At 71.7% G+C, this 17,457-nt stretch carries 12 protein-coding genes; 8 read left to right on the top strand and 4 right to left on the bottom strand.

Translation table 11 applies throughout. The annotated features are described in order from the left end of the window. Window positions 1-62: 62 nt before the first annotated feature. Window positions 63-1,784, top strand: a complete 1,722-nt coding sequence (locus RCR19_RS35345) for an MFS transporter (protein ID WP_331268822.1) — start codon at window positions 63-65, stop codon at window positions 1,782-1,784. A gap of 128 nt (window positions 1,785-1,912) precedes the next feature. Here the strand turns inward: RCR19_RS35345 and RCR19_RS35340 are convergent, their stop codons facing one another. Next, entirely contained in the window at window positions 1,913-6,526 is a 4,614-nt protein-coding gene (locus tag RCR19_RS35340) for a cation-translocating P-type ATPase (protein ID WP_331268821.1), read from the bottom strand. Window positions 6,527-6,707: 181 nt separating this feature from the next. Between RCR19_RS35340 and RCR19_RS35335 the strand changes: the two genes are divergently transcribed. The 6 genes from RCR19_RS35335 to RCR19_RS35310 all read left to right on the top strand — a co-directional run bounded on the left by RCR19_RS35335 (window position 6,708) and on the right by RCR19_RS35310 (window position 12,102). Continuing rightward, on the top strand, window positions 6,708-7,148 hold the full coding sequence (locus RCR19_RS35335; protein WP_331268820.1) for a hypothetical protein: 441 nt from the start codon (window positions 6,708-6,710) through the stop codon (window positions 7,146-7,148). A gap of 98 nt (window positions 7,149-7,246) precedes the next feature. Next, window positions 7,247-8,374: a PP2C family protein-serine/threonine phosphatase gene (locus RCR19_RS35330; RefSeq protein WP_331268819.1), complete on the top strand. Its 1,128-nt coding sequence runs from the start codon at window positions 7,247-7,249 to the stop codon at window positions 8,372-8,374. Window positions 8,375-8,527: 153 nt separating this feature from the next. Then, window positions 8,528-9,523 carry a lysylphosphatidylglycerol synthase transmembrane domain-containing protein gene (locus RCR19_RS35325; protein ID WP_331268818.1) on the top strand — a complete coding sequence of 332 codons (996 nt, stop codon included), beginning with the start codon at window positions 8,528-8,530 and terminating at the stop codon, window positions 9,521-9,523. Window positions 9,524-9,774: 251 nt separating this feature from the next. Then, a complete protein-coding gene (locus RCR19_RS35320) occupies window positions 9,775-10,107 on the top strand; it encodes a non-heme iron oxygenase ferredoxin subunit (protein ID WP_331268817.1) in 333 nt (110 codons plus the stop codon). Then, on the top strand, window positions 10,104-10,718 hold the full coding sequence (locus tag RCR19_RS35315; protein ID WP_331268816.1) for a helix-turn-helix domain-containing protein: 615 nt from the start codon (window positions 10,104-10,106) through the stop codon (window positions 10,716-10,718). The genes RCR19_RS35320 and RCR19_RS35315 overlap by 4 nt, the downstream gene beginning before the upstream one ends. A gap of 178 nt (window positions 10,719-10,896) precedes the next feature. Further along, complete coding sequence (locus RCR19_RS35310) at window positions 10,897-12,102, top strand: cysteine desulfurase-like protein (protein ID WP_331268815.1); 1,206 nt, start codon at window positions 10,897-10,899, stop codon at window positions 12,100-12,102. Window positions 12,103-12,164: 62 nt separating this feature from the next. Here RCR19_RS35310 and RCR19_RS35305 read toward each other — a convergent pair whose 3' ends face one another. Further along, window positions 12,165-13,205: an amidohydrolase family protein gene (locus tag RCR19_RS35305; protein WP_331268814.1), complete on the bottom strand. Its 1,041-nt coding sequence runs from the start codon at window positions 13,203-13,205 to the stop codon at window positions 12,165-12,167. Window positions 13,206-13,264: 59 nt separating this feature from the next. Then, window positions 13,265-14,884, bottom strand: coding sequence for an FAD-dependent monooxygenase (locus RCR19_RS35300; RefSeq protein ID WP_331268813.1), 1,620 nt, complete (start codon window positions 14,882-14,884; stop codon window positions 13,265-13,267). A 302-nt stretch (window positions 14,885-15,186) separates the two neighbouring features. Here RCR19_RS35300 and RCR19_RS35295 point away from each other — a divergent pair, with 302 nt between their 5' ends. Then, window positions 15,187-16,440: a cytochrome P450 gene (locus tag RCR19_RS35295; protein WP_331268812.1), complete on the top strand. Its 1,254-nt coding sequence runs from the start codon at window positions 15,187-15,189 to the stop codon at window positions 16,438-16,440. A 118-nt stretch (window positions 16,441-16,558) separates the two neighbouring features. On the opposite strand, the gene RCR19_RS35290 is transcribed toward RCR19_RS35295, so the two are convergent. Next, on the bottom strand, window positions 16,559-17,416 hold the full coding sequence (locus RCR19_RS35290) for a dioxygenase (protein WP_331268811.1): 858 nt from the start codon (window positions 17,414-17,416) through the stop codon (window positions 16,559-16,561). Between the last annotated feature and the right edge of the window lie 41 nt (window positions 17,417-17,457).

The following is a 17,457-nucleotide window of genomic DNA, read 5'->3' as shown; positions in this document are numbered from 1 at the left end:
CCATCACGCGCACTCCCGACACCGCTCGAACTCAACGACTCCGCTCGAAAGAGAACACTGCAATGAGTGCATCGCACGGGACGGCCGCCAGCCCGTTCAAACAACCCAAGGCCGTCTGGGCCGTCGCGTTCGCCTGCGTCATCTCGTTCATGGGCATCGGACTGGTCGACCCGATCCTGCCCGCCCTCGCCGAGAGCCTGCACGCCACGCCCAGCCAGGTCTCCCTGCTGTTCAGCAGCTACCTGATCGTCACCGCGGTGGCGATGCTGATAGTCGGCTGGGTCTCCAGCCGCTTCGGCGCCAAGCGCACCCTGGTCATAGGCCTGGTCATCATCGTCGTGTTCGCCGCACTGGCCGGAACCAGCGGCTCCATCAACGGCATAGTCGGCTTCCGCGCCGGATGGGGGCTCGGCAACGCGCTCTTCATCGCCACCTCACTGGCCGTCATCGTCGCCTCGGCCAGTGGCGGCTTCGGCGGCGCGATCATCCTGTACGAAACGGCCCTGGGCCTCGGTATCGCCGTGGGCCCGCTGCTGGGCGGCGAGTTGGGAGCCATCAGCTGGCGCGGCCCCTTCTTCGGGGTCGCCGTCCTCATGGCGATCGCCCTGGCCGCGACCATCGCCTTCGTACCCTCCCTGCCCAAACCGCAACACCGGACCTCGCCCCTGGCCCCGCTCAAGGCGTTGCGCCACCGCGGACTGCTGACCATGGGCATCATGGCCCTGCTGTACAACTGGGGCTTCTTCACCATGCTCGGCTACGCCCCCTACCCCATGGAGCTGGACGCGCATCAGCTCGGCCTGGTCTTCACCGGCTGGGGCCTGCTGGTCGCGGCCTTCAGCGTCTTCTTCGCGCCGCGCCTGCAGGCCCGTTACGGCACCGCCCCGGTCCTGTACGCCAACCTGCTCGGACTCGGCATCGTGATGGCCGTCATCGCCACCGGTGTCAGCACTCCGGGCGTGGTCATCGTGGCGGTCATCGTCAGCGGCGCCTTCATCGGGATCAACAACACCCTGACCACCCAGGCCGTCATGCTCGTCTCCCCCGTCGAGCGTCCCGTTGCCTCCTCGGCCTACGGCTTCCTGCGCTTCATCGGCGGCGGCCTCGCCCCCTACGTCGCCGGCAAGCTCGCCGACGCCACCGACCTGAGCGTCCCCTTCTACGTCGGCGCCGCGACGTTCGTGCTCGCCATCCCCGTCCTGGCCACCGGGCACGGCCTGCTCCGCCGGGCCGAACAGCAGACCGTGGACGGACCGCCCGTCACCGCGACGCTCACCCCGGTCGGCGCCGCGGCCGCGCCCGGCACACCTCCGCTCATCGTCGCCGTCGGCGCACACGACCGGGCCGCCGTCATCGTCGACGCCGCGGCACAGCTCGCCCGTGACGCAGGCAGCCCGCTGGAGGTCGTCCATGTGCAGCAGACCGCCGTCGTCGAGGAACAGGCAGTCGACACCGAGGACACCGAGCAGGCGCGCGCCGCGGTGACCGTCCACCTCGACCGGCTCGCGGCACACGGCATCCCCGCCACCGGCCAGATCCTCACCAGCGTCGGGGACCACGCGACCGCCGGTCGCGTGCTGGCCCAGCACGCCTCGGACGTCCACGCCCGCACCGTCGCCGTGGGCCGCTCTCCACGTGGCCCGCTCGCCCAGTTCGCCGACGGCAGCTTCACCACCGCCCTCACCCACACGGCCGACTGCACCGTCGTCCTCGTCGATCCGGACCACAGCCCTCGACCGCTGACCGCGGCGACGCTGACGGAGCTGCGCAACAGCCCGGCCTGAGCCGGGCGCGCGAACGGGCCGGACGGAAGCCGCCGTCGGCAGTCGGATCCCCGACTGCCGACGGCGGCTTCCCGTCTGCGTGGCACGGCCGCTCCCGAACCACCGGTGGCCGTCGTGCCCGAGCGGGCCTACGGCAGATCTGTGTCCGGGCCGGCCGACGGTCCGAGACCCGGTACCGACACACCCAGGCGCGACAGCGCGCCGCCCAGCCAGGTCAGGGGGACCATGGCGAGGGCGGTCGCGGCCGACTGCGGCGGTGCGGAGCCGCCGGCGTCGCTCTCCGCGGACTCCGCGTTCAGCAGGCCGATTCCGGCCAGGCGGCACGAGAGCGGCTTCAACGCCGAATGCAGCAGCATGGCGCCGGTGATGGCCGTCAGGGCGATGCCCCAGCCCACCGGCCCGAGCGGGGTGGACCCGAAGAACTGGCTGATGCCCGGGGTCTGGATGATCCCGACCAGGACCGCGGCGGAGCCGATGGTGGCGGCCAGCACCTGACGGTCCGTACCGCCGCTGATGAGGGTCTGTGCGAGCTGGGTGCCGACCACCGCGGCCAGCGCCACCGTGGCGGCACGGCGCTGTGTGCCCGTGAAGCGCGCGCCCGTCCAGGCGAGCCCCGCGCCGAGGGCGGTGGTCAGCCCGCGCTGGAGCATCTCCTGGGTGAGCGCGGTGCCGAGCGACTGCTGGGGACCCTCCTCCAGCAGTTGCTCGCCCGTGCTCTCGGCCGGGGTGCGGACGGCGATGGACAGCGCGGGAGCGAGATCGGTCAGCAGGTTGACCAGCATGATCTGGCGTGCGCTCAGCGGTGAGCTGCCCGCGATCGCGGAGGTGAGCACTCCGAAGGTGACCTCGCCGAGGTTGCCGCCGATCAGGATGGCGAGCGCCGTCCTGACCGAGGCCCACATCGCCCTGCCCTCGGTGAGAGCGGTGACGATCGTCTCCAGACGGTCGTCACCGATGACCAGATCGGCCGCGGCGGTGGCCGCGGGCGTGCCCCGCCGCCCCAGGGCGATGCCGACGTCGGCGAGACGGATGGCGGGGGCGTCGTTCGCGCCGTCACCGGTCATCGCCACGACCCGTCCGAGACGCTGGAACGCCTGGACGATACGGACCTTGTGGCGCGGGGTGCACCGGGCGATCACATCCACCTTGGGCAGCAGCACGTCGAGCGCGTCGTCGTCCAGGTCGTCCAACTCCGGTCCGGTGCACACCGTCTGGTCCGGATCGCCGGTGACCGCGGCCGCGATGGCCTCGGCGGTGGCGGCGTGGTCCCCGGTGAGCAGAACCGTGTGCACACCGGCCGCGCGCAGCCGGGCGGTGGCCGAGGCGGCGCCGGGGCGCACCGGGTCGGCCAGCACCACGAATCCGAGGAAGACCAGGTCCTGTACCGCGTCGTCGGTGAGCTCCTCACCGGGTCGCATGGTGCGTTCGGCCACGGCGAGCACACGGCGTCCCGCACCCGCGAGTTCCTCGGTCGCCGCGGTGAGCGCGCCGCGTCCGGATCGGTCGAGCAACGTCTCGGCGCCGTCCAGGCGCCTGAGCCTGCAACGCTCGAGCACCGTCTCCGGGGCGCCCTTCACGCTGAGCAGGATGCCGTCCTCGGTGCGGCCCACCGTGGCGTGGTAGGCGCGGGAGGGGTCGAACGGAAGGGTGTCGGTGCGCCGCCAGCGGGGCGCGCCGCGGCCGGCCGGCACCCGTGCCCGGCGGGCGCCCGCGTCCACGGCCCGATCGGTCTGATGGGCCATCGGCTCGGACTGCCGGGCGGCGGGCGTGGCCCGTAGCGCGGCCGCCAGGATCGCCTTGTGCGGCGCGCCGAGCCGGTCGACGGGGAGCATACGGTCCCCGTCGCTGAGGGCCGCGAGCTGCAGATTCCCCTCGGTGAGCGTGCCGGTCTTGTCGAAGCACAGCACATCGGCCCGGCCCAGCGCCTCGATCGTGCGCGGATTGCGCACCAGCGCGCCGTGGTCGGCCAGCCGTCGGGCGGAGGCCAGCTGGGCGGCGTTGACGAGGAACGGCAGCCCCTCGGGGACGGATGCGACCGCCAGGTTCACCGCCGACGCCAGGCTCTGGGCCAGCGGGTGGCCGTGCAGCATCCCGGCTCCGGCCACCGCCAGCGCGGAGACCGTCGCCACCGGCAGACTCGCCTTGGTCAGCGACGACAGCCGCGCCTCGACCCCGGTGACGGGTGCCGCCTCCCGTGCCGTGGCCATGGTGCGCCCGACCTCGGTGGCGGCGCCCGTGGCCACGACCACCGCGAGCGCCTCCCCCGCGGAGACGGTGGTGCCCTCGTAGAGCATCGAACGGCGGTCGGTGAGATGCGCGGCCACCACGGGAGCCGGGTTCTTGGGCACGGGCAGGGCCTCGCCGGTCAACGACGACTCGTCGACTTCGAGCCCGTCGGCCTCCAGCAGCCGGCAGTCGGCCGGCACGACGTCCTCGGGCCTGAGCAGGACGATGTCGCCGGGTACCAGGTCCTCGGCGGTGACCATCTGCTCGCGGCTCCCACGCCGTACCCGCGCCCCGACCGCCGAGCGGGCGGTCAGTTCGGCGAGGGCGCGTTCGGTCCGCACTCGCTGGAACCCGCCGACCAGCGCCGATGTGGCGGTGATGGAGGCGACCAGCGCGGCATCCGCCCGCGAGCCCACGGCAGCGGCCAGGGCGGCGCCACCGGCCAGCACCGGTGTCAACGGGTTGGCCAGCTCCTCGACGAACGCGGACAGCAGTGTGGTCCCGGGTGTCGTGGCGGACCCCGAACCGCCCTTGGCCCGTGTCGCGGCCTCTTCGTCGGACAGCCCCTCGCCGCTTGTGCGCAGCCGGTCGAGGACCCGGGAGGGCGGCATGAGATGCCAGGGCACGGTCTCCACGGACGGGGTGATGGGGTGGGAGCACAACTGCCTGGCCCGCCAGACTCCCAGGCCGAACGCGACGCCGCCGGCGGTGTTGCACGCCGCCTGACCGCGCGAGCACGCCTCGCCGGCCGGTGCCCGCATCGCCGCCACCGCGCCGATTCCGCTGCCGCTCGCGGCCAGTACCGCGCTGTCCCGGTCGACCTGCCGGGCCGCACCGACACCGCTCAGGACCAGCGCGACCGAGTCGAGGTCGGTGCCGACCAGCAGGTGCGCGCCCCAGGCGGGCGGCTCGCCCTCGCGGTGGACCCCGATGCCGCAGTCGGAGGCCCCGAGAGCCCGGCGGTTCCCGGACACCAGCAGCACCACCGCGCCGTCCGCCTGCAACGCGCGGACCGACGCCACCAGATCGTTCCCCCCGGGCACCATCGCGTCGACGAAGCCGAGCTCCGGGTAGGGCTGGTCGCCTGCGAGGACCACCCGGATCCCGGACCGACGGGCCGCCGCCGCCAGGGCCTGGGCGCCCGGGAGCGTCTGCACCGCCACGCCGGCGACGGCCGTCAGACGGCGCCGGAAGGCCAGGCCCAGTACCAGTTCACCGCCCCGGCTCCGTATCCGGTCCGCATGCCGCCGCCCGGTGCGGCCGGTGAGCTCGAGGTCCTCGAGCGGACCGAGCACCCAGCCGTCCTCGTCATGCCGGATCCGACCGGGGGCGGCCGGATCGAACAGGCTGAAGAGCCGGTCGGAGACCTCCGTGGGCTCAGTGCCCCCGAGTAGTCCCAACTCAGTCAGTTCGTGCCGGCCACCGCGCAGCACGTCCACGTCGAGAAGCACGGTGTCCACCTGCCCGAGGCGGCGCAGCGCACTGCGGTCCATGGCCACGACGCCGCGCAGCGCGAGATACCGGCCGAGGGTGGCGGCGAAGCCCTCACGCCCGGCCTCCGGCGCCTTCGGCAGGCCCGACAGCGCCACCGCGAGCGCCCGCCGGGGGCCCGCGTACGGCATGACCAGGGCACCGACGGCCGCGGCGGCCCCCATGGCCCGTTCGGCGTAGCGTGCGGTCACGTCCTCGTGCACCGCCGGCCGTTCCACCACGATCGGCTCGGCCTGTGCGTCCTGCGGTCCCCGCACGAGCCGGGGCTCCGCCTCCACCCATGCGTCGAGTGCCGCGTTCGCCTCGCGCCATTGCGCCACGCGCTGCGCGACGTCGAGCACGAGGCCGCCGCCGCGCGTGGCCACACCCTGGACGAAGGCATTGAGCACCGGAACGACCGATCCGCGGCTGTCCTGCGCGTTCAGGCCCGGCAGCACCGCACGGCGCAGCCAGGGATGCTGCTGCACGGCCGTGGCGAGCGCCCCCACCTCGGCGGGCAGAGGTGTCCACGGCGACAGCCGCGTGGCTGCCGTGAGGAGCAGACCCGCCACGTCCGCCGCGAGAACCGGGAGCGCCGGGCGTCTGCCGGGCGCCTCCGACGGGTGATGCGGCTCGGGGCACCACCCGTCGAACAGGCCCGATCCCCCGATGGCGGCGGCCCCGTGGGACTCCGCGTGGTCGATGATCTCGACGAGTTCCCGCAGCGGTGGTGGTGGCGAGGCCAGTTCGACGACGACCCGCTCGGCCGGCGCGTTCACCCGCGCCCACAGGACGCCGGGATGCTGCTCCAGCGCGTGCTCCACGACGCGGCCGACCCAGGTCCCGCTGGGTCCTCGTACCCCGCGCGCCTCGATGTGGCAGCGCCCTGGACGGGACCACACGTCCCGCCGTTCGATTCCCAGCAGCGTCGCGGTCACGTCCGCGGCTCCGCGCACGCCGGCGGCCAGACCGCCGGCCAACCCCCAGGGCAGCGGTGGCACGGTCGGCAACGGCAACGGCAGACGCACTCCGGACAGCAGCGACATCGTGTGTCACCTCCCCGGACGGGCCGGTTCCTCGTCCAATTCCGCTCATCCTGACCCGCCTCCCGCGCCACCGCCCGGCGAGCTGAGCCGAATGGATTCCTGGCTCGCAGGCTCCCTGCCCCGCGGGTAGCTTGTGCCTCGTTGGGGGGCGAAGTCCCGGACCCACGAACGGATGTGAACCGTGACCACGCCGAAGACCGTCGAGAAGCGCCCGTCCGCACGCAGCAAGAGCGCGGCGACACGCAGCAAGAGCCCGGCCACGCGGAGCAAGAGCACCTCACGCCCCGCACCCAGGGCGAAGACGCCGCAGCGGCCCGCCGCGGGGCCGAGGCCGACGTCGCCGAAGACAAGCCCCGGGGCTTCACACGGGGGGCGCAGCCTCACTCTCACCGTCCCGCCGCTCGGCGAGACGGCCACCCGGGCCGTGCAGCAGGTCGCGGCCCTTCCCGTCACGGCCGTGCGCCGCGTTCTCCCCGCCAAGGGCGGCCTGCCGCTGTACGCCGGCCTCGGCGCGCTCGCGGTGGTCGGTGCCCTCGAGTGGCCGCTGGCTGTGGGCATCGGCGTCGGCTACGCCCTCCTGCGGCACCACGGACCGCTCGCTCCACCCTCCGACTCCGAATGAGCCACATGCCACGTGGCCGCGACCGGGTGTATCCATGAAGTATGCGATCGCAGCGTCACAAAGGTGGCGGCTGGGCCCGGACGTCGTACCGAGGCCTCGTGGTGATTCCACTCGCCCTGATCGTGGCGATCACGGTCGCGGACATCCTCTCGCCGCAGAACATTCACCTCGGGCCGCTGCTGGTGGTCGCACCGGCGCTCACCGCGTCGTTCGGCGGTTCCAGACTCACGGCGGCCATCGGCGCCCTCTCGATCGTGGCTCTCGTGCTGCTCTCCGCGATACGCACCAGCGTCTTCACCTCGAACCACGAGAGCCAGCTCATCGCACTGGTCGTGATCAGCGCGTTCACCGTGATCTTCTGCCGGCTGCGGGAACGGCACACCGCGGAACTGAGACAGGTGCGGTCGGTGGCCGAGGCCGCTCAACAGGTCGTGCTGCAGCCGTTGCCCGAGCGGATGGGCACTCTGCGCATCGCCAGCGCCTACGCGGCGGCCACGGACCAGGCCCGCATCGGCGGTGATCTGTACGCGGCCGTGGCCACCCGGCGCGGCACGCGCCTGCTCATCGGAGACGTCCGGGGCAAAGGCCTGCCCGCCATCGAGGACGCGGCTCTCGTACTGGGCGCGTTCCGGACCGCGGCACATCGCGAGCCGGCCCTCACCGACCTGCGGAGCGAACTCGAGGCGACGGTGTGCTGGAGTCTGTCCCAGCCCGTCAAGGAGGGCACCGACGCGGAGGAGTCCTTCGTCACGGCGGTGCTGATCGACATCCCGGACGACGCGCCCGAGGTGCACATCCTCAACTGCGGGCACCCGCCGCCGCTGCGGCTGCGCGACACGCAGGTCACCGTACTCGGCCCCCGGCGGTACTCGATCCCGATCGGCATGTGTCTCCCCCGGGCACCGCACGGTGCCGTCGACACCTTCGCCTTCCGCCCCGGGGACATGCTCGTGCTCTACACCGACGGTGTCTCCGAAGCCCGTGCCGGGGGCGACGGCTTCTACCCTCTCGCCGACCGCGTCGCCGCCTGTACGGACACGGGCACTCCGGCCGGGCTCGTCGACCATGTCCGCCGCGACATCCTCGACTTCTGCGGTGGCACGTTCGGCGACGACGCCGCGCTCGTCGTGATCCAGCGCAAGGCGGTCACGGCCGGCCACGCGGCGCCGCCCGCGGCCGGCCCGCCCGTCCGGCGCCCCGCCGTTTCGCACCGGAACCTGCGATAGCCGCCGCTCGACGTCGCCCGGCTGCCCACGCTGCGTCGACTGATGGACACCGTGCGGTCACGCCCACAGGGAAGGTTTCCGCCGTCCCCATGCCTCGCCTTGTATCCGTCCGCCGCGCATCAGCCGGTGCGACGCGGAAGGACGACGTGCGCCGTGTCCCTGCTGCCGCTCGAAGAAGTCCCCGGACCGCTCCCGGCCCCCCTCCGCTCCCCCTCGGTTGGTCGTCTCGCCCGCCGGGCCCTGAGTCTGCTTCCGCTCCTGCTGATCGGCGCGTGGGCCGCGACCGACTGGCGTGCGGTGCGCGACGGCGCGGCCCGGCTCGCCTCCGCCGACCCCTGGTGGCTGCTGGTCGCGGTGGTCTTCACCTGCCTCGGCTGGCTGACCGCCGCGGTCGTCCGCCAGGGCGCCGTGCCCGAACGGCTTCCGCCGGGGCTGCTGCTCGCCTCGCAGTTCGCCGCGGGCGCCGCCAACCACGTACTGCCCGCGAGCATCGGCGCCCATGCCGTCACCCTGCGCTTCCTCCAGGGCCGTGGCATACCCCTCACCAGGGCCACCGCCTCGCTCGCCCTGTACTCGCTGGTCAAGCCGATCGCGAAGACACTGGTGCTGCTGGTGTTCCTCGTGGCCTTCCCGGAGATGCTCAGGCTCGGTGAACTCGTCCCGGACGGACGGATGGTGCTGCTCGCGGTGGGGGTCACCGCGATCGTGCTCGTCGTCGCCGCCGTGCTTCTGACGGTCGTACGGCAGTTGCGCCGCCCGGCGCTCGGCCTCGTGCAGACCGCCCTGACCGACGCGCGACTGCTGCACACCATGCCCAGCCGGGTCCTGGCCCTGTGGGGCGGGTCGGCCGCCGCACCGGTGTTCCAGGCGACGGTGATCGCCGCACTCGGGACGTCGCTCGGGATGACGCTGTCCTGGACGCAGGTGGTCTTCGCCTTCCTCGCCGCCAGCACCGCGGTCGGGGCCGTACCCGCACCTGGCGGAATCGGCCCCGTGGACGCGGCGATGGTGTTCACCCTGGTCGCCTACGGCACACCGATGGGCCTGGCGACGACCACCGTCATCGGCTATCGCGTCCTGACGGTCTGGCTGCCCCTGCTGCCGGGCGCGCTCGTCCTCGCGGCCCTCGTCCAGCGCAAGGTGCTGTGAGGGCGGACACCCGGGGGTCACCGGGCGAGCCCGGCCGCCCGCACAGCACATCGGCCCGGCCGCCGCCACCGGACGTAGGCCGAACTACCGAGGCCGGCCCCGACCCGGGTCGGAGGCCGGACCCGGAGCAGGTCGCTAGGGTCGACCCAGCCCAACGATCACATGTGCCGCTCCGGGCCGGGATTCCGCTCGATGCACCCCTGTGAACGGGATGTCGCGAATCGACTGCCATCGCCCGGCCGAGGTGAGCCATGCCCAACAGCGGTTACACATACGTCTGCCCGTTCGACGAGTTGGAGGACGGCGTCCCCCGGCGGTTCGAGGTGGACGGCGTTCCCTTCGCCCTCGTCCATGCCGAGGAGGAGGTCTTCGCGATCCGCGACGTGTGCTCGCACAGCGCGGTCGCGCTCTCCGAGGGCGAGGTCGACGGCTGCACGATCGAATGCTGGCTGCACGCCTCACGCTTCGATCTGCGGACCGGCAAGCCCCTCGACCCGCCCGCGCGGATTGCCGTCCCGGTGTACCCGGTACGGATCGAGGACGCCGCGGTGTACGTGAGGCTGGTGCCGGAGAGCGGACGATGACCGTCCCCTCACCGGGTCCGGCGACCGAGCGGGCCGATGCGGCACGCAATCGGGCCCGGCTGCTGGAGGCGGCCGCACGGCTGGTGGCCGAACGCGGCGCCGGGCAGGTGACGATGCAGGCGGTCGCGGAGGCGGCCGGCGTCGGAAAGGGCACACTCTTCCGGCGGTTCGGCGATCGGGACGGGCTGCTGCTCGCCCTCCTGGACGAGGCCGAGGAGGCGTTCCAGGAGGCCTACACCTCGGGCCCTCCCCCGCTGGGACCGGGAGTGTCCGCGGCCGACCGGCTGGCGGCCTTCGGCTGCGCCCTGCTCGACCGCGCCACATGCACCACGGACCGGGGCATGGCGCTGGTACGCCACGTGGACTGCGAACGCCGTAGCGCCTCCCGGATCCACCACGCCTTCCACGGCCATGTCACGGCGCTGCTGCGGGAGGCGGGCGGCGGCGGGGACCCCGAGATGCTCGCCTTCGCCCTGCTCGCCTTCGCCGACATCGATCTGTGGGACCGTCTGATGCGCGACCGCGGGATTCCCGCCGACCGTATCCGGGCCACCTGGCTGGATCTCGTAGGGCGGATGACGGGCACGGAGGTCGATGCACCTGCCTGTTGACATCCGGTCCCCGCGGTTCTTTCACGGCGCGCCCTCCCGCCCGGCGGTCGCGGCGCCCGGCCACCGGCCCCCTGTGCCACCGGCCTCCTGGGCTACCTTCATGCCATGTGTGCAGCGGCTCCGCATCGGACGCCGCCGGCACAGCCATGTCTCTTCCAGCCCTGGACAGGAGCCCTCCGTGCGCTACGACATCACCGGCATCCGCGCGCAGTTCCCCGCCCTGGCCGCCGGCACCGCCCACTTCGACGGTCCCGGGGGCACCCAGACCCCTCAGCCCGTGATCCAGGCCATCACCGACGCACTCGCCCGGCCTCTGTCGAACCGTGGCCACGGAACCGCCGGAGAGCGCAACGCGGAGACCCTCGTCACGGAGTCCCGCCGCGCCATGGCGGACCTGCTCGGCGCGGAAGCGTCCGGGATCGTCTTCGGGCGCAGCGCCACCCAACTGATCTACGACCTCTCGCGCAGCCTCGCCAAGGGGTGGGCGCCCGGGGACGAGGTCGTCGTCACCCGCCTCGACCACGACTCCAACATCCGACCCTGGGTCCAGGCCGCGGAACGGGCCGGAGCCGTCGTCCGCTGGGCCGACTTCGACCCCACGACCGGTGAACTGACCGCCGAGGACATCCGCGCCGTCCTGTCGGAGCGCACGCGGCTGGTCGCCCTCACCGCGGCCTCCAACCTGATCGGCACCCGTCCCCCGATCCCCGCCGTCTCCCGTCTGGTGCACGAGGCCGGGGCCCTGCTCCACGTCGACGGCGTGCACCACGCCGCACACTCGCTGGTGGACCTCGAACAGCTCGGTGCCGACTTCGTCGTCTGCTCGCCGTACAAATTCCTCGGTCCGCACCTCGGCGTTCTCGCCGCCGACCCCGAGTTGCTGGAGACCCTGCACCCGGATAAGCTACTGCCCTCCGCCGACACCGTGCCGGAGCGCTTCGAACTGGGCACGCTGCCCTATGAGTTGCTCGCCGGCACTCGTGCCGCGGTGGACTTCCTCGCCGGGCTCGACCCCGACGCCGCCGGCACCCGGCGCGCACGCCTGACGTCGTCCTTCGAACAACTCGAGGCGCACGAGGCGACATTGAGGGCGCAGCTCGACAAGGGACTGTCCCAGCTCGAGCAGGTCACCGTGCACTCACGGGCGGCCGACCGTACTGCGACCCTGCTGATGACCTTCGAGGACCGCAGCACGGTGGACGCCTACCGCTTCCTGGCCGAACGCGGTGTCAGCGCGCCCTCCGGGTCCTTCTACGCTCTCGAGGCATCCCGCCGGCTGGGCCTCGGGGACACCGGCGGGCTCCGGGTCGGCCTCGCGCCGTACAACGACTCCACCGACGTCGACCGGCTGCTGGAGGGCCTCGCCGACTTCCTGCGGTCCTGAGCGCCGGCGAACTGCCGCCCGGTGTCCGCGCGTTGTGATCCGCGGACGCCGGGCGTGCGGTGTCAGACGTGCTGCCGGTCTCCGGCGAGTGCGGGCAGCAGGCGCTGGGCGTTGTCGCGGTTGATGCTGCGACGCTGTCCCTCGTCCAGGGCGGGGTCGTTGTCGAGCGCGGGTGCGGTGACGCCCGTCACCAGGTGGGCCGGGGTGGGAGGCCAGTCACTGCCGTAGAGGATCCGCGAGGAGCCCACGACGGACAGCAGGCTCGGCGTCGCAGAGGGCGACATGGGACCTGCCGTGTCGTAGTAGAAGCGATGCAGATGGTCGCGCACGCGGGCGGCTTCCACCTTCGGTGTCAGATGGCCTCCGAACACCTCGAGCCGGCTCGCGATGTACGGGAGGAAGCCGCCTCCGTGCGGCAGGATGAAGGTGATGTTCGGGAAGCGGTCCAGGGTCCCGTTCATGATGAGGCTGATCCCGGCACGCGTCGTGTCCATCAGGAAGTCGCACAGGTACGGCGGGACACCCGGCAGGTCCCCCTCCCCGCCGGGGACCTCCATGGGATGCGTACTGACCACGGCGGAGCGCTCGTTGAGCTCCGCCATGATCCTGTCCTGGGACCGATGCCCGAGGTACAGGCCCTTCATACTGGTCCGCACGCTGACCCCGACGGCCCCTCGGTCGTCCATCCCGTAGCCGAGCGACCACGTCGAGAGTTCGGGGCTGTCGAGGAAGACGGGGGTGTAGAACGCGAAGCGGCCCGAATGGCTGTCGGCCAGGTCTCCGGCGGCCTGCAGGGCGATACGAGCGCTCTCCTTGCGCAGCTTCGGATCCTGCAGGCGCCCGAGCATCGCGACGGTGAACACACTGGTCCGGATTCCCGCCCCGTCCATCAACGTCAGAGCGCGGTCGACGTCCCACTGCGTCCAGGGCGGCAGGTGCTTGCGATCGACGATGTCCTGCTTCTCCGCCCAGTCGATCCACTCCGGCGCGGTGTAGTGGTGGTGGACGTCCACCCGTGCGCGCCGCGCGTCACCCTCCGCCGACCCGCCGTGCCCGGCGCCGGCGGTTTGAGCCGCGCCGTCGGCCGTCTGCAGTGAAGTCATGGACAGGCCCCATTTCTGTGGTCGCACCGGAGGAATCGGGGTTCCCGGGCGTTGTTCGGTCAGCGCCCCAGGACCTGAAGGAGCGCCTCGGCCAGTTCCTTCTCCTTGTCCCGCGGCTCGCCCTCGGCCCGCCAGGCCACGAAGCCGTCAGGCCGCACGAGCACCGCGCCCGCAGGGGTCGTACCGTGCGCCGACGCCCAGTCCGGGCCGTCCCCGGTGTCCAGGTCGAACTCCTCGCCCGCGCCGATCGTGCAGGACTCGAGCGGCACGTTGAGTTTGGCGGCCACGTTCTCGCCGGCTGTGCGCCATGCCGCGTTCCCGCCGAGCAGGACGAAGGAGCGCTCGTACATGTCGACGGTGGACAGGGTGACACCCTGGCGAGTGACCCAGAGATGGGGTGCACGCGTTCCGGGGTCCGCGCACAGCGACAGTTCGTCCGGGATGATGGGCTCCTCCGCCTTCGCGCCGACGACCGCCGCGGAGGCGTAGCGGTAGCCGAGCGCCACCGTCATCAGATCCGTGGAGTCGCTCGTCGCCGTCCTGGCGGTGTAACCGGGGTGCTGCTCACGGGCCGCCTGCAGCGTCGCGCGTGCGCTTGTGGCCTGGGCCACGGGGCGGCGCTCGGCCTCGTAGCTGTCCAGCAGCTTGGGGTCCGCCCAGCCGCGCAGCACCGCCGCGATCTTCCAGGCGAGGTTGTGCGCGTCCTGGATACCGGTGTTGGAACCGAACGCGCCGGTGGGAGGCATCTCGTGCACCGAGTCGCCCATGAGGAACACCCGTCCGTCCCGGTAGCTGTTCGCCACCCGGTCCGCCGCGTGCCAAGGGGCCTTTCCGGTGATCTCGACGTCCAGATCGCGCACTCCGACCGCCGCCCGGATGTGCTCGGTGATGCGGTTGTCGGTGAAGTGCTCGAGCGTCTGCCCGCGCTCGGGGAACCACGGGACGTGGAAGACCCACTGCTCCTCGTTGTCCACGGGCAGCAGCACGCCGTCGCCCGAGGGCTCGGTGACGTAGCAGACGACGAAGTGCTCGTCGCCCGCCACCTCGCGGAGGAGCTTGCTGCGGAAGGTGACGCTGACGTTGTGGAACAGGTCTCCCGAACCGGAGTGCTCGATGCCGAGTCGCTGGCGCACGGGGCTGCGGGGACCGTCGGCGGCGAGGAGGTAGTCGGCACGCACGGTGTGGGTCTCACCGGAGTCCCGGGCCTGCAGGACGGCGTTCACCCCGTCGGCGTCCTGGGTGAAGGACAGCAGCTCGGTGCTGAAGCTCACGTCTCCGCCGAGGCTGCGGGCACCCTGGAGCAGTACCGGCTCCAGGTCGTTCTGGCTGCACGCGCACCGGACGGTCGAGCACACGCCGTCCTCCGGCGGCCTGCCGGTCAGCCGTGCGGACAGCCAGCGGCGGTTTCCGCTGTGCAGGGTGTCCACCTGGAGGATGCCGTGGTTCCTCGACAGCGTCGCCGCGGCCTGCCGGATCGCGGGCTCGAGGCCCGCGGTGCGGAACAGCTCCATCGTGCGCATGTTGTTGCCCCGGCCCCGGGGATGCGCCGAAGTGGCCGAATGTCGCTCGACGACGCGGTGCTGCACCCCGAGTCTGCCGAGGAAAACGGATGCGGAGAGGCCCACGAGTGAGCCCCCCACGACCAGGACTGGCACGTAGTCGTTGCCGCGATCGTTCATCGCGTGTTCTCCTCCGGAGTCAGCGTCTGCGATTGAGACGGCCGTTGTCACCGGCCCGCTTCTAGTTCTTTGCCATGCGCCGCCGAGCGATATTCAGCGATCACCCGCACAGCCGCACGAATGCCCCGCCAAAGGTGGAGCGGTGCGTATCCGCAGGCAGGGGTCGTGCGATCGGGCGAATGGCGTTTACGGTCCATATCGCACCGGGGAATGCTGGGTCGAACGTCATATGTCCGCTGTCCCGTGGGCGAGCGGGAACATTCAGAAAGGCCGTGGGAATGACTCAGCTCGACGAACGGGACATGACAGAGGCGACCGAGAGAGCGGCAGCGGCGGCATCACGTGGTGAGGCCTCGTACCGCGCCGACCCCTACCCGGTGTACGGGTGCCTGCGCGCCACGGCGCCGGTGTGCCGGCTGTCCCCTCCGCATGGCGTGGAGACCTATCTGATCACGCGGTACGACGACGCGAAGGCCGCCCTGACGGATCCGCGCATCAGCAAGGACATGTACGCGGCCATGGACGCGTACCACACCATTTTCGGTGACTCGTCCGTCGCGCTCGACGACAACATGCTCTTCTCGGACCCGCCCAAGCACACCCGGCTGCGGCGCATCGTGAACAGCGCGTTCAGCCCGCGCCGTATCGAGTCCCTGCGTCCGCGGATTCAGCAGGTCACCGACGAACTGCTGTCGCGTTGTTCCGGATCCGCGCCGATCGATCTGCTGTCGTCCTTCGCATTTCCGCTGCCGCTCATCGTCATCTGCGAACTCATCGGTATTCCCGAGGAGGAGCGCGACGACGCGCAGAAGCGGTGTGCGACGGTGGCACGTACCGGTTTCAGCAAGGCGGACAAAGAGAAACTCGCGGTGGCCGAGGGGGCTTTGCGGGACTATTTCGTCGAACTCATCGCGCGTAAGCGGAAGAACGCCACCGACGACCTGCTCAGCGATCTGATCCGGACGCAGGACGAGCAGGGCGCCATGAACGACGGCGAGTTGCTCTCGACCCTCTGGGTGCTGCTCTTCGCCGGCCACAAGACCACCGCGTACCTCATCGGTAACGCCGTGTACAACCTGTTGAACCACCGCGACCAGCTGCGGGACGTCATGGCGGACCCCGAGCTCCTGCCGAACGCGATCGAGGAGATCATCCGCTTCGAGGGCTCGGTGGAGAACGCGACGTTCCGTCACGCGCTCGAGGACATCACCATCAGGGACACCGTCATCCCCAAGGGTTCGCTCGTCCAGGTCGCCGTGGCCTCCGCCAACCGTGACCCGGAGAAGTTCGAGTCGCCGGACACCTTCGACATCAGGCGGAAGGGCCTGCAGAGCGCCCATCTCGGCTTCGGCAGCGGAGCGCACTACTGCCTCGGCGCGCCGCTGGCCCGTATGGAGATGCGGATCGCCTTGACCTCGCTCTTCGAGCGGTTCCCGAACATCGAACTGGCCGATCCCGCCGCGGAGACGGCGTGGCTCAAGGTCCCGTTCCCGGCGTTCCGGGGACTCGAGAAGCTTCCCGTGATCCTCGAACCCGCGCAGACGCGGGGAGTCTGACCCCGGCCGTCCGGTCGAGGGGGGTGGAAGCCGTCGCCCGTCGGGCGGCGGCTTCCTGTCGTCCGGGCCTCCTCGCCCTTTCGGCGGGGCGTGCGCGCGGTCGTGCCGCCCGTCGTCGTCAGCCGGGCTGGAGGACGAAGTCGTACTCGGCGTGCAGATACGGCTGTTCGATGTGGCTGCCGTCGGGAGCGGTGCCCGCCGGCTTCTCGGTGAACCGCACGATGAGCGCGTCCTTCGTGCCGAAGACCACGTCGCTGTCGAGGTACTCGCTGCCCTCCTGGAACAGGTGGGTGATGAGCTTGCGGTACCCGGGCTCGTCGATGAGGAAGTGGACGTGGGCGGGCCGGAAGTAGCTGATGTCCGTCGCGCCGATCAGTTCGCCGACCGGTCCGTCCATGGGGATGGCGTAGCCCCGGGGCGCGATGGTGCGGATGCAGTAGGTGCCGTCCTCCCGGGCCTGGTACTTGGCCCGCAGCCGGGCTTCGTCGATCTCGGGGATCTGGGCCTCGTAGGCGCCGTCGGCGTCGGCCTGCCATGCGTCGAGGACGGCAGCGGGGACGGGCTTGCCGTCGACGTCGACGACCTTGCCGGTGACGAACAGGGGTGTTCCTGGGATGCCGTCCGACATGTCGAAGCCGTACGGGGCGGCGGGCGACCCGTCGATGTGGAACGGGCCGAGCACGGTGGCGGGCGTGGCCTGCGCCGAGAACCGGTTGTTCAACTGCACGACGAGCATGCTCAGTCCGAGGACGTCGGAGGTGAGGATCAGTTCCTGGCGCTTGTCGTCGCTGATCCGGCCGGCCTCGGTCAGCCACTGGATCGCGGCCATCCACTCGTCCTCGGTCAGCTGCACCTCACGGGCGAAGGCGTGCAGATGGCGGATCATGGCGGTCATGAGCTCCGCCTGCCGGGGCGAGTGGGCGGTCGCCCAGCGCCGGGCGGCGAGGTCGGTGATGTTGTCCTCGTCGACGTACACGATTGCGGCTCCTTGGTCGGCGTTGCGGGTGCGGTGACGAC

The sequence above is a fragment of the Streptomyces sp. WAC07094 genome (assembly GCF_036320405.1).
GTDB classification, from domain to species: Bacteria; Actinomycetota; Actinomycetes; order Streptomycetales; family Streptomycetaceae; genus Streptomyces; species Streptomyces lannensis.
This window is presented reverse-complemented; position numbering and strand designations above follow the sequence as displayed.